The 19,585-nt window shown below is 71.2% G+C and carries 17 protein-coding genes; 9 read left to right on the top strand and 8 right to left on the bottom strand.

Going from position 1 to position 19,585, the window contains the following annotated elements; translation table 11 throughout:
* Positions 1–80 precede the first annotated feature (80 nt).
* Both IEY93_RS16795 and IEY93_RS16790 read right to left on the bottom strand, forming a co-directional pair.
* Positions 81–287: a DUF397 domain-containing protein gene (locus tag IEY93_RS16795; RefSeq protein ID WP_189164001.1), complete on the bottom strand. Its 207-nt coding sequence runs from the start codon at positions 285–287 to the stop codon at positions 81–83.
* Positions 278–1,096 carry a helix-turn-helix domain-containing protein gene (locus IEY93_RS16790; protein WP_189164000.1) on the bottom strand — a complete coding sequence of 273 codons (819 nt, stop codon included), beginning with the start codon at positions 1,094–1,096 and terminating at the stop codon, positions 278–280. Before IEY93_RS16790 ends, IEY93_RS16795 begins: the two co-directional genes overlap by 10 nt.
* A 693-nt stretch (positions 1,097–1,789) precedes the next feature.
* On the opposite strand from IEY93_RS16790, the gene IEY93_RS38225 reads away from it, so the two are divergent.
* Entirely contained in the window at positions 1,790–2,779 is a 990-nt protein-coding gene (locus tag IEY93_RS38225; protein WP_229691206.1) for a LuxR C-terminal-related transcriptional regulator, read from the top strand.
* 437 nt (positions 2,780–3,216) lie between these two features.
* Positions 3,217–3,891 carry a hypothetical protein gene (locus IEY93_RS16780; protein ID WP_189163999.1) on the top strand — a complete coding sequence of 225 codons (675 nt, stop codon included), beginning with the start codon at positions 3,217–3,219 and terminating at the stop codon, positions 3,889–3,891.
* An 88-nt stretch (positions 3,892–3,979) separates the two neighbouring features.
* On the opposite strand, the gene IEY93_RS16775 is transcribed toward IEY93_RS16780, so the two are convergent.
* Together IEY93_RS16775 and IEY93_RS16770 are read right to left on the bottom strand one after the other, a co-directional pair.
* Positions 3,980–5,659 (bottom strand): thiamine pyrophosphate-requiring protein, encoded by a 1,680-nt coding sequence (locus tag IEY93_RS16775; protein ID WP_189163998.1) that lies wholly within the window; start codon positions 5,657–5,659, stop codon positions 3,980–3,982.
* A gap of 98 nt (positions 5,660–5,757) precedes the next feature.
* Positions 5,758–6,375 carry a DedA family protein gene (locus tag IEY93_RS16770; RefSeq protein WP_189163997.1) on the bottom strand — a complete coding sequence of 206 codons (618 nt, stop codon included), beginning with the start codon at positions 6,373–6,375 and terminating at the stop codon, positions 5,758–5,760.
* 214 nt (positions 6,376–6,589) lie between these two features.
* Here IEY93_RS16770 and IEY93_RS16765 point away from each other — a divergent pair, with 214 nt between their 5' ends.
* Positions 6,590–8,533: an alpha/beta fold hydrolase gene (locus tag IEY93_RS16765; protein WP_189163996.1), complete on the top strand. Its 1,944-nt coding sequence runs from the start codon at positions 6,590–6,592 to the stop codon at positions 8,531–8,533.
* A gap of 13 nt (positions 8,534–8,546) precedes the next feature.
* Here IEY93_RS16765 and map read toward each other — a convergent pair whose 3' ends face one another.
* Positions 8,547–9,395, bottom strand: a complete 849-nt coding sequence (gene map, locus IEY93_RS16760; protein ID WP_189163995.1) for a type I methionyl aminopeptidase — start codon at positions 9,393–9,395, stop codon at positions 8,547–8,549.
* A gap of 101 nt (positions 9,396–9,496) precedes the next feature.
* Here map and IEY93_RS16755 point away from each other — a divergent pair, with 101 nt between their 5' ends.
* Positions 9,497–9,679: a hypothetical protein gene (locus IEY93_RS16755; protein WP_189163994.1), complete on the top strand. Its 183-nt coding sequence runs from the start codon at positions 9,497–9,499 to the stop codon at positions 9,677–9,679.
* A gap of 637 nt (positions 9,680–10,316) precedes the next feature.
* The gene (locus IEY93_RS16750; RefSeq protein ID WP_189163993.1) at positions 10,317–10,577 is read left to right on the top strand and encodes a CBU_0592 family membrane protein; all 261 of its coding nucleotides are present in this window, start codon (positions 10,317–10,319) and stop codon (positions 10,575–10,577) included.
* A 112-nt stretch (positions 10,578–10,689) separates the two neighbouring features.
* On the opposite strand, the gene IEY93_RS16745 is transcribed toward IEY93_RS16750, so the two are convergent.
* A complete protein-coding gene (locus IEY93_RS16745) occupies positions 10,690–11,274 on the bottom strand; it encodes a hypothetical protein (protein ID WP_203967861.1) in 585 nt (194 codons plus the stop codon).
* Positions 11,275–11,328: 54 nt separating this feature from the next.
* On the opposite strand from IEY93_RS16745, the gene npdG reads away from it, so the two are divergent.
* Positions 11,329–12,042, top strand: coding sequence for an NADPH-dependent F420 reductase (gene npdG, locus IEY93_RS16740; RefSeq protein WP_372444375.1), 714 nt, complete (start codon positions 11,329–11,331; stop codon positions 12,040–12,042).
* A gap of 63 nt (positions 12,043–12,105) precedes the next feature.
* Positions 12,106–13,287, top strand: coding sequence for a trans-sulfuration enzyme family protein (locus IEY93_RS16735; RefSeq protein ID WP_189163991.1), 1,182 nt, complete (start codon positions 12,106–12,108; stop codon positions 13,285–13,287).
* A gap of 421 nt (positions 13,288–13,708) precedes the next feature.
* Here the strand turns inward: IEY93_RS16735 and panB are convergent, their stop codons facing one another.
* The gene (gene panB / locus IEY93_RS16730) at positions 13,709–14,560 is read right to left on the bottom strand and encodes a 3-methyl-2-oxobutanoate hydroxymethyltransferase (RefSeq protein ID WP_189163990.1); all 852 of its coding nucleotides are present in this window, start codon (positions 14,558–14,560) and stop codon (positions 13,709–13,711) included.
* Positions 14,561–15,118: 558 nt separating this feature from the next.
* On the opposite strand from panB, the gene IEY93_RS16725 reads away from it, so the two are divergent.
* Together IEY93_RS16725 and IEY93_RS16720 are read left to right on the top strand one after the other, a co-directional pair.
* Entirely contained in the window at positions 15,119–16,630 is a 1,512-nt protein-coding gene (locus IEY93_RS16725) for an MFS transporter (RefSeq protein ID WP_189163989.1), read from the top strand.
* 7 nt (positions 16,631–16,637) lie between these two features.
* Entirely contained in the window at positions 16,638–17,282 is a 645-nt protein-coding gene (locus tag IEY93_RS16720; protein ID WP_189163988.1) for a TetR/AcrR family transcriptional regulator, read from the top strand.
* A gap of 335 nt (positions 17,283–17,617) precedes the next feature.
* Here the strand turns inward: IEY93_RS16720 and IEY93_RS16715 are convergent, their stop codons facing one another.
* A complete protein-coding gene (locus IEY93_RS16715; protein ID WP_189163987.1) occupies positions 17,618–19,408 on the bottom strand; it encodes an NAD+ synthase in 1,791 nt (596 codons plus the stop codon).
* Between the last annotated feature and the right edge of the window lie 177 nt (positions 19,409–19,585).

Genomic DNA, 19,585 nt, shown 5'->3' with positions numbered 1-19,585 from the left:
GTGTCGCGGCCGGGGGTGGAGCGGGCCGCGCGAAGGGTGGTCTTCGGGGCAGGGCGGGGTGAGGCGGATTCGCGCGTGTGTCAGCGGGTGATCGAGCCGGCTTTGAGGGTGTCCACGAACGTGGCCCACGCGCCGGAGTTGAAGATGATGGGCAGGCCGTCGGGGTTCTTGGAGTCGCGGACGGCGATTGCGTCGTGGTCGGTCAGGTTGCTCGCAACTTCGACGCAATGGCCGCCGTTGTCGCCCGAGCGCGAAGACTTGCGCCATAACGCGTGTTTCAGGTCCATGTTTCGACCGCTTCCTTGATGACCTTGAGAGATTGGGATTGTGGGTATGCCTCCGACCTGATGGCGTCGTAACGAGCGGTGAGTGACGCGATGCTGTTTCGATCGCTCATCGTACGCCCGTCGGGTACCGAATCCACGTATACCGTATATGGGGTGCCACGCTGTTCGGCTATAACGAAACCGGCGAGCAAACCGGGTATGGCCTCGGCGTCGAACGGAACGATCTGGATGGTGACCCGCGGATGCGCGGCGATTTCCAGAAGGTGCCGCATCTGCTCGCGCATCACGTCCTTACCGCCGATCGGCCGGCGCAGAACGCCTTCGTCGATCAGGCTGAGGATCAGCGGCGGATTTTCCTGGCTCAGGACGTTCTTGCGCTGCATCCGGCCGGCCACCCGTTCCTCCACCATTTCCGGCGTGGCGTCCGGCGCCCGGGTGAACACGCGGCGGGCGTAGGACTCGGTCTGGAAGATCCCCGGGACCAGCAACGGGTCCCAGGTCTGGATGGCCGTCGCCCGGCGCTCCTCGAAGGCGAAACTGCGGAAGTGGTCGGCGACGGGGGGAGGAGGCGGCCAGCCCTCCACATGCAGGGCTTCCAGGACGCCTTCCAGGCCCAGAGCCTGGTCGCAGCGCCTGGCGAAGTCGTCGCTCGGGGTGCGCTTGAGATTCTCCACGGCGCCCACCAGGCTGCCGGAGAAGCCGACCCGGCGGCCGAGCTGCCCCTGGGTCAGCCCGGCGAGCAGGCGGTGGCGCTGCAACTCGTAGGCGAAACGCGAGCGCGCCGATTCTCCGGGGTTGATTTTCGTCATATGTGGCATTTGCAACTCCTATTCCTTTTGCCGGATAACACGCCGCGTGGCCGGGATCCGGGGTGTAGTCAAGTGAATACCAAAGGTAATGGAGGAGCGCGCCACGGGAAGGCGGAATTGTTATCGCATGGCCCATCGGCCCTGCTGGACCGGGTGAACCACGGGCGGTTCGGTGCCGACGGCGCGGGGCGGGCCGGCCGGACGCCGATTCTTCCCGTCCGGACGCCGGGCGCTCAGGTCATTTCCCCGGGGGTTGACGCTCTCGTGGCGCACTTTTCCGGCGGTCCTGTTCCTGCCCGCGGACCGGGAAGACCGCCATCGCCGTGAGAAATGCACGGTCCTTGTTGACTTGTCGTGTTCACCCGGCGGAGGGTGGCGCGATCGGTGCGCCGAATGCCGCTGTGATCGCGTCCGCCGGAGGGGGCCCCCATCGCGTGTGCCCGCCGTGACCGTACGGCGATGACGAGATGCGACGGTGGCTTCTCGCCGCCGATGTACGGCGACATGGCATAGGCGGAGGTTCACGCCGCTCCAGAAGCCGGGTTCGGAAGCGAAACGATCTCTTAATGGCACCGAATCAACTGAGAAGGGTGACGCGGCACCGCCGAGTCGGTAAGGCTCGACGACCACGTCCGTTTTCGCCGGGGCGCCTGTCAGGGAACGCCGAACTCAGTCAAGGGAGGACGAGTGTCGGTGGCTCGTTCGGACTCGGGATTCTCGCCCGAGGTGGCGGCGGCGCTCAGCCTGGCCGACCGCGGCATCCGTATGCGGATGGGCGATCATCACGCGCTGTTCGACTACTGGCGGTTCGCCATGAGCACCATCTGCGCCGTGGACGCCTTCTACGTCGGGTTCTACCGGGAGGGGCGCAGGATCGTCTATCCCTACACCTACGACGACGCCGTCCCGGTCGAGCGGTACGTGCCGCCGGAGGTCTTCGGATACGGGCCGAAGGGGCAGGCGGCCTGGATCCTGGAGCACGAACGCCCCTACGTGTACGCCAGCGACAACGGCCTGCTCCTGCACCACGGTGTCTCCTTCGGCGACGAGCAGCGGCCCTCCGCCGACGCCATCACCATCCCGATCTTCGCGGTCCGGGACGGCGGGCGGGAGGTGATCGGGCTGGCGTCCATCCAGAGCTACAAGAGCCGCACCTACACCGCCGAGCACGTGCGGGCCTTCGAGTGGACCGCGCGGTCGGTGGCGACGGTGCTCGCCCGGGAACGGGAGGACGAGCTCAACCGCGAGGAACTGGCCGTCGCCGGGCAGGGCCAGGAGACCGAGCGGGCGTCGGTGGTCGAGGTGGTCCAGGACGTCTCGGAGATCCTCGCCGGCCTGCACGCCAGGATCTGTGCCGTCGAGGAGGCCGTCCCGATCGGCGAGCCGGAGCTGGCGCGTCTGGTCAGGGAGCTCCGGCACGAGTGCGAGCGGGGGCAGACCGAGACCATGGACATCATCGCCCGGCCGTCGATCCGGGCGGAGAACCTGCTCAACTCGCTCTCCGCCAAGGAAAGGGAGATCGCCTTGCTGATCGCCCGCGGCGGCCTGAGCAACAAGGAGATCGCGGCGCGGATCTTCGTCACCGAATCGACCATCAAAGGCCATGTATCCCGTATATTGCGCAAACTGGGAGTAGAGCAGCGTTCGGGTATCGCCGCGAAGCTGGAGCGTTTCCTCGACTGAGACCGCGCCCGACCGGGACGGTCACGGGGCGGTGTCGGCCGCGCCCCGCGCGCCGATACCTAATCGGTACGTCCGCCCAGGTCTCGGCCGGGTTTGCACGTTACTTGCGAACAATAGGCAATTCACGTGCGTATGCACGGTCCACCGTCCCCGTATGGCCGCCATGTTCCGTTTGACGAGTTTTCCAGCCCGGCCGGTGGGCGCTCGATCGTCACCCGCTGTCCGCCCGGCTTCACCCTGTGCCTTCGGCCAGTACTTAGTACTGCGGGAGGGGTGCGAAAACCCGCCGGGTGGCGTGGCGCTATGGGTGATCGGTGTGGATATCTTCCTAATGTCAAGAGGGAGGGGTTTGTCGGCACCTGGCGGCTTTCGGCCGTCGACCGGGGGGAAGACGGGCCGGCGCCGCCGGCCGTGCCGGCATGTGCGAGGAGCAGGCTATGGAGGGGTTGACCATTGCCATCCTCGCGATCGTTCTGCTGTCCGGAGCCGGGTTCTCGTGGGTGGTCCGCAGGGGGGACGACGCGCTCGCGTCGATCGCCGGTGACTTCCCGCTGGCTCCGGAGGACGTGGTGAAGATCGCGAGAGAGGCCGGCCTGACGTGGCGGGAAAGGGCGGCGGGGCGGCATGTCCCCGTCGTCAGGGATGGGGATGCACTGAAGGTCGAGATCGAGTGCCGGGCCGGGGTGATGTCCTTCGAGGTCAGGCGGACGCCGTCCGGCAGCCGGGTCACCGCGCGGGCGCAGGCGGTCGCGGTCGTCCGCCTGCCGGAACTGGGCGGGCTCGGCGCGTCCGCGGCGGGCGCGCTGTACCTGCCCGCGGGGCTGCCGAGGAACCCGGCCAGGCTGCTGCGGCGGCGCGGCCGGGTCTTCCGGGCGCTCACCCGCGCGGCCACCGGCCGCGCGGTCCCGGCGACGGCGGACAGGTGGGCGGCGGACGCCGAGCGGGCGGCGCCGGTCACCGTCGGCTCACAGGGGTTCGGCTCCCGGTCGGTGAACCTCGGCGCCCTCGTCGAGGGAAGAAGGCGGCGTCGCGGGGAGGGGCCCGGCCGCGCGGCCGGGCCGTCGATCCCCGGCCTGGGCCGTCGCCGCGGGAGGAGGGGCGCACTGGCGTGACCGTGCCGTCCGTCCCCGGCCATCATGGCCGGGGACGGACGGCTCGCGGCGCTGACCGGTGTCAGGCGATCCGCGGCGGGTCTGGTGGTCAGTCCCGGAGAATGTGGACGTCCACCACGGCGGACCGGCCCGACTCGACCGCCTGGAGACCGCGCTGGAGGGCGGCCGGCAGCTCCGACCGGTCGGTCACCGTCTCACCGTGGGCATGGCACGCGCGGGCGACGGCCGCGAAGTCCGGCGGCGCGCTGAACCGCGTCCCCTCGGCGTCCCCGCGGGTCGCGGAGAGCCCGTCGGGAAAGAGTTCGAAGACCGGCAGCCGGCTCGCGCGGTAGCCGTCGTTGTTGAGCACCACGGCCATGATCGGCGCGCCGGCCTCGGCCGCCAGGCACAGCGCCGCCGTCGGCACGCTGAACATGAAGCCGCCGTCGCCCACGACGCTCACCACCCGGCGTCCGGGCGAGGCCATGCTGACCCCGACCGCCCCGGCCAGGCCCCACCCGAGCCCGGGGGCGCCGGCGCCGAACATGGTCGCGGGCTCGGTGCGCTCAAGGTGGTCGTGCAGGGCGCGGGCGTTGGTCACCGCCTCCTCGATGACCAGGTCGTCCGGGCGCAGCAGGCCGTTCAGCGCGCTGATGACCTCCGCGCCGGTGATCGGGCCGTCCCCGGCGGCCGCCGGAGCCCGGCTCGCCTCGGCGGCGCGCTCCTGTGCGGTGTGTCCCATCTCCTCCAGCCGGTCGGCGATCTGCCCGAGCGCGGTGGGACCGTCGGCGGTGACCGCCACGTCGACCGGGAAGGTCCACATCGGCATGCTCGTCTTGAGCGGGTCCAGGTCGATGTGGACGATCGTCGCGTCCTCCCTGGGACGGGTGAACCGCGGGATCCACGGCGCGTCGGCGTCCACCGCGATGATCAGGTCCGCCTCCTCGACCGCGCGCTGCGCGTCCGCCGCGGGCAGCAGGTTCATCGGGTGGGACGTCGAGATGCTGACGCAGCCGCTCTCGGCGAGGTCGATCACCCGCACGCCGGCGAGGTCGGCCAGGCGGGTCACCGCGTGGAAGCCCGCCGCCCGCCGGCCCACCTTCGCGGTGATGAGCAGCGGACGCTCCGCGGCGGCCACCTTGGCGGCGATCCAGGCGACGGTTTCGGGGTCGGCCGCGGGCGGCCGGGGGACGGCGTACCGGGTGGTGCGGCCGAGTTCGGGCGCGGGCGGGTCCATGAGGACGTCCCGCGACACCATCAGGTAGGCCGGGCCCGGCAGGCCGCCGGTGGCGACCTGGACCGCCCGGCCGATGGCGCGGGCCAGCATGCCGGGCCGGGTGATCTCCATCACCCACTTGGCGTACCCGCGGACCACCCCGGCCTGGTCGGGGACGTCCTGCTGCCAGTGGATGGTGTGCGAGCGCCCGCCGGGCGCGCCGGGCTCCTCGGCGTACGGGGTCTTCCCGGCGATGATGATCACACCGGCCCGGTCGCGCAGCATGTTGTGCATCATGGCGCCGAGGTTCTGCGTGCCCACGTCCACGTGGACGAACACGCACTGCGGGCGGCCGGTCACCTGCCAGTAGCCGTGCGCGGCGGCCAGCGCCAGCGACTCGAAGGAGCAGATGACGACCTTCGGAGTGGCGACCCCGGCCTTGGCCAGCGTGGCCATCGCCTCCTGCAGCGGAGCGGAGTCGGTGCCCGGGTTGAGGAAGAGGTGCTCCACGCCGTGCTCGGCGAGCAGCCACAGCAGGTGCTCGGCGGTGGTCGCCGGCTGGAAGTCGTCCACGCAGCATCTCCTGACATATCTGGCATAGAGGATTTACCTGATGAATCTTCGTCGAGAGCTGAGCGTAGAAGATCGACGCCCGGCCCGGCGCCCTTTCCTCACCGGCGGCTCTCCGCCAGCCGCTTGACCGCGAAGGCCACCAGAGCCAGGACGACGACCACGATCACGAACTTCGACATCACCCCGGCGTAGCGCTCCACCAGCGACCACTTCTCGCCCAGTTGGTACCCCGCGAGCACGAAGACCGAGTTCCAGATGAGGCTGCCGAGCGAGGTGAAGGTGACGAACGTGGTGAGCGGCATGCGCTCGACTCCGGCGGGCACGGAGATCAGGCTGCGGAAGATCGGGATCATCCTGCCGAAGAACACCGTCTTGGCGCCGTGCCTGGCGAACCACGCCTCGGCCTTCTCGATGTCCTCGACCTTGACCAGAGGCAGGCGGGCGGCGATCGCCACCGTGCGCTCCCTGCCCAGCGCCGCTCCGACGCCGTAGAGCGCGAGCGCGCCGACCACCGACCCGAGCGTGGTCCACAGCAGTGCCTCCAGCAGGCTCATGTCCCCCTTGCTCGCGGTGAACCCGGCGAGCGGCAGGATCACCTCACTCGGCAACGGGGGGAAGAGGTTCTCCAGGGCGATGGCCAGTCCGGCGCCCGGAGCCCCGAGCCGTTCCATCATTCCGATCGCCCATCCGGCGACTCCGTCAACGGTGGTGTCCATGTCCGACACGCTATTCAAGATCGGGCATCTCGCGGCATGAGGACGGCCACCGGCCCCGGCAGGGGGGTGGCCCGGCCGCCGAACCGTGGAGGGCCACAGGCCGGGGCCCTGTTAGAGACGTTGTCCACAGGGCAGAGGTCGGCCTGCTCACGGCGAAGATCAGGCCGTTAGTCTCGGGGCACGTCACCGAGTGGTCCCGGGCTGGAGGAGATGGATGTACCGGCCGTTGCGCGGTTTCGCATGCCTGACCCGGCGATGGCCGGCACTGGGGGTCGTCCTGTTCGCCCTGACTCCCCCTCTCCTCCTGGCGGCCCTCGCCCCGCCGTCCGCGGCGGCCACCGACCACCCCCGCACCGCCGTCGCCGCCGCGCGGGCGCCCCGGGTGGAGGCAGGGGCCTGCCAGGTGCCGGTGCCGGCGGGCACGCAGTGCGGCTTCCTGGTGGTGCCCGAGCGCAGGGACGTGCAGGGCGGCCGGGAGATCCGCGTCGGTTACACCCTGCACCGCTCCACGGCGGCCGACCGCAAGCCCGATCCCGTCGTCTACACCAGCGGCGGCCCGGCCTCGGCCTCCATCCAGCTCACCGGCTACCTCGCCGACATGCCCTTCGGCCGTGACCGCGACATCGTCGTGCTCGAACAGCGCGGCAGCCGGTGGTCACGGCCGCGGCTCGACTGCCCCGAGATCGCCCGAGCCCTCCTCGACACCCTGAGCATGCCCGGCGGGCCCGCAGACCCGGCCGAACGCGAGCGCATGGCCTCCGGCGCCACGGCGTGCCGCGACCGGCTCACCGGGCAGGGGGTCGACCTGCGCGGCTACGTGACCTCCGAGATCGCCGCCGACGTCGTCGACCTGCGGCACGCGCTGGGATACGACCGGTGGAACCTGTTCGGGGTCAGCTATTCCACCAGGTCGATGCTGGCCGCCGCCGAGGCCGACCCCGAGGGCACCCGGTCGGTCGTCCTCGATTCCTTCCTCCCCCCACTGACCCGCTGGTACGACGAGGCCGCCGCCGATCTGGCGGCCTCCATCGCCTCGCTCGGCCGCCGATGGCCGGGCCTGCCCGAGCGCTTCGCGACGATGGTCCGGCGCCTCGACGAGCGGCCGGCGCGGGTGCGCACCGTCGACCCCCTCACCGGCCGTTCGATCACCGTCCGGCTGACCGGGGACGACGTGGCCGCGATCCTGAAGGAGGCGATGCACGAGGTGGACGTCCTGCCGGTCGTGCCCGCGCTCGTGGACGCGCTGGCCGACGGGGACGAGCGTCCGTTGCAGGTGCTGGCCGACCAGGCCGGCGGTGGGCTGGTGTCCCACGAGTTCGGGCTGTTCTACGCGGTGCTGTGCCAGGACGAGGCGCCTTTCAACGCCTTCGCGGACCAGGGGCGCCCTCGCCTGTTCACGGTCGAGGGCGACAAGGCGGTCTGTGACGCCTTCGGGCTGCCCGCCTCCCCGTCCGCCCTCCTCACCCACGGCCCCGCCCAGACGGCGCCTCGGCGGGTCGTCAGCGCGCCGGTGCTGGTGGTGGGCGGGCAGTTCGATCCCGCGACGCCCGCCGCGAAGGCCAGGGCCGCGGCGCGGGCGCTGCCGGGCGCGAGGTTCGCCGAGTTCGCCGGGGTCGGGCACGCCGTGTTCCTGTCGAGCCGGTGCGGGCGCCAGACCATCTCGGCGTTCGTGGCCGATCCCCGGGCGGCGGCGCCGTGTGATCCCCGCCGGGCGCCGTACGAGATCTTCGGCCCGGGGGACTTCCACGTCACCCCGGTCGCCTACCGCGCGAGCACGGGCGCCTGGTGGCTGCTCATCCCGTTCGCCCTGTTCCTGGTCACGTCGATCGTCCAGCTCGTGGCGGGGATGCGGGCGCTGGTCCGGCAGAGCGCGACCGGCAGGGTCGCCTCGGTGGTGGCCCTCACCACGGTCGCCGGGTTCACGGGGGTCACGTTCGTCCTGCTGACGGCCGTCGGTCTCTACCGCGCCGCGGCGTCCAACGAGACCGCGCTCGGCATCGGCGTCCCCTCGGCCGTCCTGTGGTACGGCACCGTCGCGGCGCTGTCGGCCGCGCTGAGCCTGGCGGCGCTGCTCCGCGGCCGCCGCCCGCGCCGGTGGACCGCCGTCCCGGTGATCGCCGCCGTCACCCTGCTCGCGTGGTGGCTGCTGTACCTATGACCGGGCAAGCGGGTCAGGGGAGGGTGAGGATCTCGCTGCCGGTCTCGGTGACGACGATGGTGTGCTCGAACTGCGCCGTGCGCTTGCGGTCCTTGGTCACGGCGGTCCACCCGTCCGGCCACAGGTCGTACTCGATGGTGCCGAGCGTGAGCATGGGCTCGATCGTGAAGGTCATGCCGGGCACCAGCGTGACCGTCAGCGACGGGTCGTCGTAGTGCGGGACGATCAGGCCGGAGTGGAAGGAGGTGGAGATGCCGTGCCCGGTGAAGTCGCGCACCACGCCGTAGCCGAAGCGCTTGGCGTACGCCGAGATGACCCGTCCCACGATGTTGAGCTGACGCCCCGGCACCACCGCCTTGATCGCGCGCATCGTCGCCTCATGGGTGCGTTCGACCAGCAGGCGCGACTCTTCGTCCACCTCGCCGACCAGGAAGGTCGCGTCGGTGTCGCCGTGCACTCCGCCGATGTAGGCGGTGATGTCGACGTTGACGATGTCGCCGTCCCGCAGCACGGTGTCGTCGGGGATGCCGTGGCAGATGACCTCGTTGATCGAGGTGCACAGCGACTTGGGATAGCCCCGGTAGCCGAGCGTGGAGGGGTAGGCGTCGTGGTCGCAGAGGAACTCGTGCCCGATGCGGTCGAGCTCGTCGGTGGTGACCCCGGGCGCGACGTGCCTGCCGACCTCCTCCAGCGCCTGGGCGGCGATGCGCCCCGCGACCCGCATGCGCTCGATCGTCTCAGCGGTCTGCACGTCGGACTCGCCCCGGCGGGGCTCCTTGCGGCCGACATACTCCGGGCGCTCGATGTGGGCGGGGACCTTGCGGGTGGGCGAGAGCCGTCCGGGCCGGAGCAGTGTCGTCATGCGGCAAGTCTAGTTCCGCCGCGAGCGGGCAGGATCTGCCGCACAGTGAGTGCCCCGCACGTTCCGCGGCATTCTGGTGGTTCACCGTACAAGGAGGGGACATGAGCGCCGGCCAGTGGTGGTTCTGCCTGAAGCATCTGGCGGTCGAGCCGGACGAGGGGTGTCCGAACAAGGACCGCATGGGGCCCTATGCCACCCGGGAGGAGGCCGCCGCGGCCCTGCAGACGGCCGCCGCCCGCAACAAGCAGTGGCAGGAGTCCGACAAGGACTGGGACGGTGACTGACCGCCGGTGCCTCCCGTGGCGGCTTCGGCATCGGCACGGCCGAGTCGCTGTGTCAGGCCTTCGCTGACACCTGCGGCATCCCGCCCTCGCGTCCCCTGACTCGGGCCTCCGGGTGGCCGCGCCGCGGCTCGCACGGCTCCGGTCACCCCGGCACGGCGAGGCGCGCGCGGTGCTCGGCAGGCTGGAGGCGGCCCTGCGCGACCGGCCGGCCCGGTTCCGCACCCGCAAGGTATGCGAGGTTGGCGGTAATCGCCGGGATCGATGGGGTGCAGGGGGTTTTCGGGCGGTAAATGTACCCCTGAATAGGACGTCGTTCCGCTCGCTGCTGATGCCTGCCCAACCGGGTGGCATCTCGGGCAGGGGTCCGGCGCGATGGCGCGACGGATGGGGCGTACCGTATCCGTCAGTGGCCGCCGAGCGCTGTGAGCTGGGGAGATGGTGACGCCGCCCCCGGCCGGGACGGTGTGGTACGTCCCGGTGGACGCGCATGGAGAGCCGGTGGCCGCAGGCACTGACACCTATTGGGGAGGCCACGTGCGCCGTGCCTTGCTGAGGCCGAAATGTCACGCTATATCCGCCCAACACCTGGTCCTTCGCGCTCGCCGGCGGCGCTCCATGCGCACCGGAGACTGAGCGCGTGCCCCTCCTGGTCGACATCCTCGGCATGATCGGCGCGGGCGTGCTGCTCTACGCCTACGCCATGCTGTCCATGCGCAAGATGCCCGGGGACGGTCTCGCCTACCAACTGCTCAACCTCGGCGGCGCGACCGCCCTGATGATCAACTCTGCCTTTCATTTCGCCTGGCCGTCGGCGCTGCTGAACCTCGTCTGGTGTGGCATCGGCATCCTGGCCGTCTATCGCCTCGTGGTCGCGAGGTCCTGGAAGCGCCAGCTCTAGCGCGCGATCGACGCGCCTGCTTCCCTGCTCCTCTCCTCATCCCCACCGGCCACCATCGCGTGGCGCGGGCCGAAACCGCGCCGGTACGCACCGCCCCGCCGAAGAGCGGGGCTCAGTCGGGGACGCGGGGACCGGTGATGCGCTCGGCGAGGCGGGCCAGCCGGTCGATCAGCCGGCCCCCCGAGCGGGGACTCTCACCCGCGGCCATGCTGACCAGGTGCTGCGCGGCGTCGAAGGTGAACAGGCGCTCGTCCGGCGGCACCGCCAGCGCGTCGTGGGCCAGCCCTTCGAGGTCGGGATCTCCGCCGTCCAGGGCGAGGATCGTCGCCCCGGTGCGCCGGGCGTCGTCGACCCGATCGAGCAGGGGGGCGGGCGCCTTGTCCTCGGCGACGACGAACAGGGTCTCGCCCCGTCTCGCGGCCTGGATGCGGTCGATGCCGACGGCGAGGTGCGCGGGAGCACCGGGCGGTGGTGACCAGCGCACCAGGGTGGGGGCGAGTTGGCCGAGCCCGGACAGGCGGGCCTCGTCGTCGAGGTGGGCGGCGAGGTGCCACGGCTCCACCTCCGGGGTGCCCACGACCAGCAGCCCGCCCGGAGAACGGGTGGTGCGCAGGCGGGCGCCGAACTCACGGGTGCGCTCCACCCAGCGGGTCGTGGAGAGCGCCTCGCGCAGGAAGGCCACCGACGCAGCGTCCATGGTGACCATGGTGCATCATCGCCCCCGCCGCCGTCCCGGATTGGAAAAGCTGACATGATCGGATGGTCGGAGCGGGACAAGGAGATCGGCCACATGATGAGCGACGCGGCTGTGGACGTGACCGGGCTGTCGATCGGCATCCTCGGCGGCACGGGAGACCAGGGGAAGGGGCTCGCGCTCAGGTTCGCGCTGGCGGGGCACACCGTCCTGATCGGATCGCGAAGTGCCGCCCGGGCGCAGGAGGCCGCCGAGGCGCTCGGCCCGGGCCTGCCCGTGCGGGGCGCCGGCAACGCCACCGTCGCGGCCGAGGCCGACGTGGTGATCGTGGCGGTCCCCTGGGACGGGCACCGGGCGCTGCTGGAGTCGCTGCGCGCGGAGCTGGACGGCAAGATCGTCGTCGACTGTGTGAACCCGCTCGGGTTCGACAAGCAGGGCGCCTACGCGCTGGACGTCGAGGAGGGCAGTGCCGCCCAGCAGGCGGCGGCGGTGCTCACCGGAAGCCGTGTCGTGGCGGCCTTCCACCACGTGTCGGCCGTGCTCCTGCTCGATCCCGGCGTGCGCGAGATCGATCTGGACGTGCTCGTGCTCGGCGACGACCGTGAGGCGACGGACACCGTGCAGGAGCTCGCCTCGCGCATCCCCGGCGCGCGCGGCGTGTACGGCGGCCGGTTGCGCAACGCCGGCCAGGTCGAGGCGTTCACCGCCAACCTCATCTCGATCAACCGCCGCTACAAGGCGCACGCGGGCCTGCGCGTCACCGACGTCTGAACCGACGGCCGTCTACCGGGACGGATCTGACAATACGTCCTGTTTGACGTCATTCTTAGGTCTATGACTCCTTCGTTTCGCCGGGAAACGCGTGCCGTCCACCTGCCCAGCCCTTCCCTGAACGGCAGCACGCCGATCGCGCCGCCGCTCTACCAGACATCGGGGTTCGCCTTCGACGACGCGGCCGCCTTCGCCGACGGGATGGGCCGCCCCGACGGAGCGTTCGTGTACGGGCGGCTGAGCAACCCCACCGTACGGGCCTTCGAGGAGGCGGTCGCCGGCCTGGAGGGCGGCGTGGGGGCGGTCGCCGCCGGGTCCGGGATGGGCTCCATCAACACCGTCCTGTTCGCGCTGCTGAAGCCCGGGGACCACCTGATCGCCCAGCGGGCCCTGTACGGCGGGACCGCGGCCGCGGTCGCCGACCTGGAGAGCCGGTTCGGGGTCACGGTGACCTACGTGCCGCAGGACGACCCGGCGGCGGTGCGCGAGGCGGTCCGGCCGGAGACCAGGATGCTGTACCTGGAGACCATCGCCAACCCGATGACCCAGGTGGCCGACCTGCCCGGCATGTGCGCCGTCGCCCGCGACGCCGGGCTGCTGTCGGTGGTGGACAACACCTTCGCCTCGCCCATGCTCTGCCGCCCGATCGAGCACGGCGCCGACATCGTCGTGCACTCCGCGACCAAGTACCTGAGCGGCCACAGCGACGTACTCGCCGGGGTCGCCGTCTTCGCCGACGCAGACCTGCACGCCAAGGTCTGGTCGTACGCCGTCAAGCTCGGCGCGACCCTGGACCCCTTCGCCGCGTGGCTGGCCCTGCGCGGCATGCAGACGCTCCCGCTGCGGATGGCCCGGCACTGCGAGAACACCCGGCTGCTCGCCACCCGGCTGGCCGGGCATCCGGCCGTCGCCGCCGTCCACTGGCCGGGCCTGCCCTCCCACCCGTCCCACGACTTGGCGGGCAAGCTGCTGCCCGACTTCGGGGGAGTGTTCTCCTTCGACCTGGCCGGCGGCCGTGCCGCCGGCGAGCGGTTCATGAGCTCCATCCGGCTCGCGCTGCTGGCCCCCTCGCTGGGCGGCGTCGAGACGCTGGTCCTGCACCCGGCGACGACCTCGCACCGGATGCTCACACCGGAGGAACTGGCGCGGGTGGGCATCGGCGAGGGCACGGTCCGGGTCGCCGTCGGCATCGAGCATGCCGAGGACCTGTGGGCCGACTTCCGTCAGGCCCTCGAACGGGATTGACCCCCGCCCGGATCGCGGGCCGGCCGGGCCCGCGTACCGATCCTCCGTCGAAGGCCGACGAGCCTGGTGCGACCCGAGCATGACCGGCCGCGCGAGCGAGGAGCAGCCCGCCAGGTGAGGCTGCGCCAGGCCGGCGATCGTCATCGCCGGCACCTGGCGCTTCTCGCGGCGCGTGCAGCACGCCCCTGTCCCGGCCGCGTCGGCCGTGAAGCCGAGCGAGGACTCCGCCGGTCGGGCCGCCTCTGGCACGTGGGTCATGGCCGGTACGGGCGGAGGCGGCGGTGACGAGGGGCCGCGTCCGCCCGTACCGGCCGGGGCCGGGTACGGGCGGCGCGGTCGCGTGCCGCACCACGCCGGATCAGCGTCGCCGCCGGAGGTGTGGCGGGTGTCCGGGCGGCTGGGTGCCGGCGGTGCCCGGGAGTCAGCGGTAGCTGTGCTCGGGGGCGGGGAACGCTCCGGTGACGACCTCGTCGGCGAAGGCGCGGACCGCGTGGTCCATCTCACCGGCCAGGTCGAAGTACTTCTTCACGAACTTCGCCGGGTGCGGCGTGAGGCCCATGAGGTCCTGCCAGACCAGCACCTGCGCGTCGCAGGACGGTCCGGCTCCGATGCCGATGGTGGGGATGGACAGTGCGGCGGTCACCCGCGCGGCCAACTCGGCCGGCACGCATTCGAGCACGACGGAGAAGGCGCCGGCGTGTTCCAGGGCCTTGGCGTCGGCCATCAGCTCGTCGCCGGACTGGCCACGCCCCTGGACGCGGTATCCGCCGAAGACGTTGACCGACTGGGGGGTCAGGCCGAGGTGGCCCATGACCGGGATGCCGGCCGAGACCAGGGCCTCGACCTGGGGCAGGACGCGTCGGCCGCCTTCGAGCTTGACGGCGTGGGCACCGGCCTCCTTCATGAACCGCGCTGCGGAGGTGAGGGCCTGCTCGGTGGACGACTGGTAGGAGCCGAACGGCAGGTCGGCGACCACCAGTGCCCGGGTGGAGCCGCGGACCACGGCCGCCGTGAGCGGGATGAGGTCGTCGACGGAGACGGGAAGCGTCGAATCGTAGCCGTAGACCACCATCGCGGCGGAGTCGCCGACCAGCATGACGGGGATGCCCGCCTCGTCGAAAACACGGGCGGTCATCGCATCGTAGGCGGTGACCATCGGCCACTTCTCGCCGCGCTCCTTGGCGGCCGAGATGTCGCGGACGGTCACCCTGCGCCCAGCTTGGCCGCCATAGAGCGCGGTCGGCGAGCTGGAAATCTGTGACGTAGAGGACATCGTGGATCCCTCCAAGCCTCGAGGCGCCCTTGTGGCGTCCCCGGACGGTCAGATCATCGCATGTCTAACGGTCAGGACAACACCCTGGACCCCCTCTCCTCATCCCGCCGCCACCCCCTTTCCGCCCGGCCTCACCGGGCATCCGGCCGCGCACGCCCGGGCGCGCTGACCTCGGTGGACGCCGGTCCCGACCGTGACAGGAAAGGGCCGCACCCCTGGATCCGCGAAGCCTTCCCCCGAGCGCTCCGCGCGGCTCCGGCGCCCCTCTGTGGCACCGCCGGGGAGCGCCGTGTCCCCCCTTATTGGGGTTGTGGGCGGGTCGTGGACGTACGGACCGGTCGTCGCCGCACGCGTGCGCCCGGCCTTCTTGTCGCGAGCACGGCGGGGCGGCCATGCCGGCCGGAGTATCGAAACGGAACGGTTGCGTATCGAATGTAGAACCGCTACGGTGTCGTTGCGAAACTCGATCGTATCGAAATGTGGCAGTGCATCTCCCGGGGGGATGAAGAAGTGGAACAACCGACAGGTCACCCACGCCGATGGCAGATCTTGGGCGTGATGGTGTTCTCCCTATTGGCCATCGTGCTGGACAACACGATCCTCAACGTGGCCCTCAAGGTCATCTCTGATCCGGTGGCCGGGCTCGGCGCGACGCAGAGCCAGCTCGAATGGGCCATCAACTCCTACACGCTGGTCTTCGCCGGCCTGTTGTTCACCTTCGGCGTCCTGGGTGACCGGTTCGGGCGCAAGCGCATGCTGCAGGTCGGCATGGTGCTGTTCGGCCTGGCGTCCCTGGCCAGTGCCTACTCCCAGGACCCGACGCAACTGATCTTCGCGCGGGCGGCCATGGGCCTGGGCGGCGCCGCCGTCATGCCGGCCACGCTGGCCATCATCTCCAACGTCTTCGCCCCGCAGGAGCGTGGCAAGGCGATCGGCATCTGGGCGGGCGGCGTCGGCCTGGCCATCGCCATCGGCCCGATCACCGGCGGCCTGCTGCTGGAGCACTTCTGGTGGGGGTCGGTGTTCCTGGTCAACGTGCCGGTCGTGCTCATCAGCACGGTGCTGATCGCGCTCCTGGTGCCGGAATCCCGCAACCCGGACAAGGCCCAGCTCGACCCGGTCGGCGTGCTGCTGTCCATCATCGGTCTCGTCGGCATCGTGTACGGCATCATCAAGGGCGGCGAGCTCGGCACGATCACCCACCCCGAGGTGTGGCTGCCCGGTCTCGGCGGCGTCGCGGTGCTCGCGGCCTTCGTCTGGCACGAGCGCAGGACGGCCCACCCGGCCTTCGACGTGCGTTACTTCGGCATCGCGCGGTTCTCCACCGCCGTCGCCAGCGTCGGCCTGGTGTTCTTCGCCATGATGGGCGTGATGTTCTTCCTGGCGTTCTACCTGCAGATCGTCAAGGGGTACACGCCGTTGCAGGCGGGCGCGCTGGTGCTGCCGTTCGCGGCGGCGCAGCTCATCTTCTCCCCGCTCAGCGCCCAGATGGTGCGCAGGTTCGGCGGCAAGGCCGTGGCCACCGTCAGCCTCGTGGTCGTGGCCGCCACGCTGGCCGGTTACTACCTGATAGAGGTCGACACCCCGATCTGGGCGTTCGAGCTCCTCGGTTTCGTCCAGGGCGCGGCCATGGCCAACATCAACCCGCCGGCCACCGAGGCGGTCATGTCGTCCCTGCCCCGGGAGAAGGCGGGCGTCGGGTCGGCGATGACCAACACCGTGCGGCAGGTGGGCGGCGCCCTCGGTGTCGCCATCATGGGGTCACTGCTCTCGGCGAGTTACCGTGACAACATGGCCGGCCCGCTGTCGTCGCTCCCGGAGAACGTCCGGCACACGGCGGGCGAGTCCATCACCGCGACGCTGGGCGTCGCGCAGGCGCTCGGCCCCAAGGGCGCCGCGCTGATCGCACCGGCGAAGCAGGCGTTCATGGACGGCATGCACGTGACCGCGCTCTGCGGCGCGGCCGTCGCGCTCTTCGGCGCCGCGGTGGTCGCCAAGTGGCTGCCCGGCAAGAACGCGGTCGCCGCCCAGGCGCCGCGCCCGGAAAGCAAGGAACCGGCAGTAGTGTGATCTGACCATGATGAACGAGCAGACGGGGACGGTCCGATCGCCCGGCCGTCCCCGCAGCGAGAAGGCGGAGAAGGCGATCATCGACGCGGCGATCGACATGATCGCCGAAGGCAGCGGCATCGGTGAGCTGTCCATCGAGGCGATCGCCGCGCGGGCGGGCGTCGGCAAGACCACCATCTACCGGCGCTGGTCCAACAAGGAGGACCTCGTCGTGGACGCGCTGGCCAGCCTGAGGCCGCCGATACCCGAGCTGGCCGGCGGTTCGGTGCGCGAGGACGTCATCCGCTATCTCGCGGTGCTCCAGCGGGAGGGCAACAACCGGACCACCCGCTGCTTCATGAACATCGCGCTCAGCGAGCACGACCGCTATCCGCACCTCATGGAGCGCTTCCGCGCGACCGTGCTCCGGCCGCGGCGCGAGGTGCTGCGGTCGCTGCTCCAGCGCGGCATCGACCGCGGCGAGTTGCGCGCCGACATGGACATCGAGGTGGCGATGGCCGCGCTGTCCGGGGCGATGATGTTCTTCACCAAGTGGCACGAGGGCGACGGCGACCTGCCCGCCGACCTCGCCCAGCGCATCACCGACAGCATCCTCACCGGCCTGCTCGCCCCGAACACGGGCCTCGGCGGCGCCGTGCTCCACGGCGAATGACGGGAGGGGCGCCGCCGAGGTTCCACACTTGGGCAGAGACACGCCCTGTCGCCGTCACGCCGTAGCAGGTCGCCGGGGACCTGCTGGTGCCCACGCCGGCCGCGCCAACGGCAGGCCCGCTCCGTGCCCCCCCCCGCACTCCCCGCCAAGGAACGGGTCGCGCGTTGCGGGCGGGCGGGTGAACGGATCGGGGCCTGGCCGCGCTCCCGGCCAGTTGGTGGCCATGGTGCGGCCACGGTCCGGCCCGAGGAAGCGACACCGGTCCAGCCGGTCGTCGCGCTCGTCCACCAGGGGTCACCAGGCGGGAATCCGCCTGGTCGCCCCGGTGACTCCCGTCAGGTGGCGGGGGTCTCGCGCCAGCGGTTGGTGATGGGCAGACGGCGGTCACGGCCGAAGTTCTTCGGCGTGATCTTCGGGCCCGGGGGATACTGCCGGCGCTTGTACTCCGCCAGGTCGACCAGGCGGATCACCCTGGCCACCAGCTCGGCGTCGTGGCCCGCGGCGACCAGCTCGCCCTTGCCCATGTCGTGCTCGACGTAGTCGGACAGCAGCCGGTCGAGCACGTCATAGGGCGGCAGGGAGTCGGTGTCCCGCTGGTCGGGACGCAGCTCGGCGCTCGGCTCCTTGGTGATGGAATTCTCCGGAATGGGCGGCACGTCGAAGCGGCGCAGCAGGTCGCTCTCGCGCCCCGCCTGCTCGTTGCGCCACCGGGAGAGCTGCCACACCGTCGTCTTGAGGACGTCCTTGATCGGAGCGAAGCCGCCGGCCGAGTCGCCGTAGAGGGTGGAGTAGCCCGTGGCCAGCTCGCTCTTGTTGCCCGTGGTCAGCACCAGGTGGCCGTGCTCGTTGGACAGGCTCATCAAGAGCATGCCGCGCACCCGGGCCTGGAGGTTCTCGGCGGCCAGGCCGTGCAGGTCGATCTCCTTGTCGAAGGCGTCGACGATGCCCTCGATGGGGACCACGCGCGAGTGCAGCCCCTGCCGCTCGACCAGGTCGCGCGCGTCGCTCACGGAGTGCTCCGAGGAGTGCCGGGACGGCATCAGCACGACGTGCACCCGATCGGGGCCGACGGCGTCGGCGGCGATGGTCGCGGTCAGCGCCGAGTCGATGCCCCCGGACAGCCCGAGGATGACCGAACCGAAGCCGTTCTTGGTGAAGTAGTCGCGCACGCCGAGCACCAGCGCCGAGTAGACCTCCTCCAGGTCGTCCAGCCGGGGGGCGAGCGCCGGCGGCTCCGGCGCGTACGCGGGCAGCGGGTCACCGGACAGCACCAGCCGCTCGACGGTGATGGTCGTGCCGTCGCCGGCGTCCACCGGGAACGTGCCGGGGGTCGCCCGCGGGTCGGCGAGCGGCAGCTCCAGATCGGTGACCAGGAGCTCCTCACGGAACTGCGCCGCCCGTGCGACCAGCTCGCCTGAGGCGTCCACCACGATGGAGTCACCGTCGAAGATCAGCTCGTCCTGCCCGCCGACCTGGTTGGCGTACGCCAGGGCGCACCCGGCCTCCCGCGCGCGGTCGGCGCACAGCTCGAGCCGCACGTCGTCCTTCTCGCGCTCGTAGGGGGAGGCGTTGGGAACCACGAGCAGCCCCGCGCCCGCCTGGGCGACGGCGGCGACCGGGCCGCCGTCCTGCCAGAGGTCTTCGCAGACCGCGATCGCGACGTCGACGCCGTGCAGCCGGAAGATCGGCAGCCGGTCGCCGCGGATGAAGTAGCGGTATTCGTCGAAGACGCCGTAGTTCGGCAGGTGGTGCTTGGCGGTCTTGGTGACGACACGGCCACGGTGGAGCAGCGCCGCGGCGTCCAGCGGCGCCCCCTTCGGCTGCCCGGCGCGCGGCGTGACCCCGGAGCGGTCGACGTATCCGACGACCACCGGCAGCTCGCCGAGGCCCTCGTCCGCCAGCCGCGCCGCGGTGGCGGTCAGCGTCGCGATCGAGGCGTCGACGAACGACGTGCGCAGCACCAGGTCTTCGACGGGATAACCGGTCAGGAACATCTCGGTGAACACGACCAGGTGCGCGCCACGGTCCGCGGCGCGCCGCGTCCACTCGACGAGTGCCGCGGCGTTCGCGGAAAGGTCGCCGACCGCGGGGTTGGTCTGGGCGAGGGCAATTCGCAGTTGAGGCACGGTGTCCACCTTACGTGTGACACCGCCGCTCCGACGGCGCCGGACCGTCTCCTGTGGACGACCGGCCGCTCAGGAGGGCATCGGACCGGCAGCCTGTGGAAAACCCGGGCCGAGGGACATCCGCCCGAGCCCGGCGACGGCCGGACGCCTCGGGCGAGCCGTGGCGAGGGCACGCCG

This window comes from Sphaerisporangium melleum, assembly GCF_014646695.1.
Taxonomy (GTDB): domain Bacteria; phylum Actinomycetota; class Actinomycetes; order Streptosporangiales; family Streptosporangiaceae; genus Sphaerisporangium; species Sphaerisporangium melleum.
This window is presented reverse-complemented; position numbering and strand designations above follow the sequence as displayed.

What these genes read in the sequence shown, in the direction of transcription:
- IEY93_RS16735 (WP_189163991.1), top strand. Translation starts at nt 12,106, where the DNA reads ATGACTCCTTCGTTTCGCCGGGAAACGCGTGCCGTCCACCTGCCCAGC.
- IEY93_RS16720 (WP_189163988.1), top strand. Translation starts at nt 16,638, where the DNA reads ATGATGAACGAGCAGACGGGGACGGTCCGATCGCCCGGCCGTCCCCGC.
- IEY93_RS16780 (WP_189163999.1), top strand. Translation starts at nt 3,217, where the DNA reads ATGGAGGGGTTGACCATTGCCATCCTCGCGATCGTTCTGCTGTCCGGA.
- IEY93_RS16725 (WP_189163989.1), top strand. Translation starts at nt 15,119, where the DNA reads ATGGTGTTCTCCCTATTGGCCATCGTGCTGGACAACACGATCCTCAAC.
- npdG (WP_372444375.1), top strand. Translation starts at nt 11,329, where the DNA reads ATGATCGGATGGTCGGAGCGGGACAAGGAGATCGGCCACATGATGAGC.
- IEY93_RS16795 (WP_189164001.1), bottom strand. Translation starts at nt 287, where the DNA reads ATGGACCTGAAACACGCGTTATGGCGCAAGTCTTCGCGCTCGGGCGAC.
- IEY93_RS16755 (WP_189163994.1), top strand. Translation starts at nt 9,497, where the DNA reads ATGAGCGCCGGCCAGTGGTGGTTCTGCCTGAAGCATCTGGCGGTCGAG.
- IEY93_RS16770 (WP_189163997.1), bottom strand. Translation starts at nt 6,375, where the DNA reads ATGGACACCACCGTTGACGGAGTCGCCGGATGGGCGATCGGAATGATG.
- panB (WP_189163990.1), bottom strand. Translation starts at nt 14,560, where the DNA reads ATGTCCTCTACGTCACAGATTTCCAGCTCGCCGACCGCGCTCTATGGC.
- IEY93_RS16745 (WP_203967861.1), bottom strand. Translation starts at nt 11,274, where the DNA reads ATGGACGCTGCGTCGGTGGCCTTCCTGCGCGAGGCGCTCTCCACGACC.
- IEY93_RS16765 (WP_189163996.1), top strand. Translation starts at nt 6,590, where the DNA reads ATGTACCGGCCGTTGCGCGGTTTCGCATGCCTGACCCGGCGATGGCCG.
- IEY93_RS16790 (WP_189164000.1), bottom strand. Translation starts at nt 1,096, where the DNA reads ATGACGAAAATCAACCCCGGAGAATCGGCGCGCTCGCGTTTCGCCTAC.
- map (WP_189163995.1), bottom strand. Translation starts at nt 9,395, where the DNA reads ATGACGACACTGCTCCGGCCCGGACGGCTCTCGCCCACCCGCAAGGTC.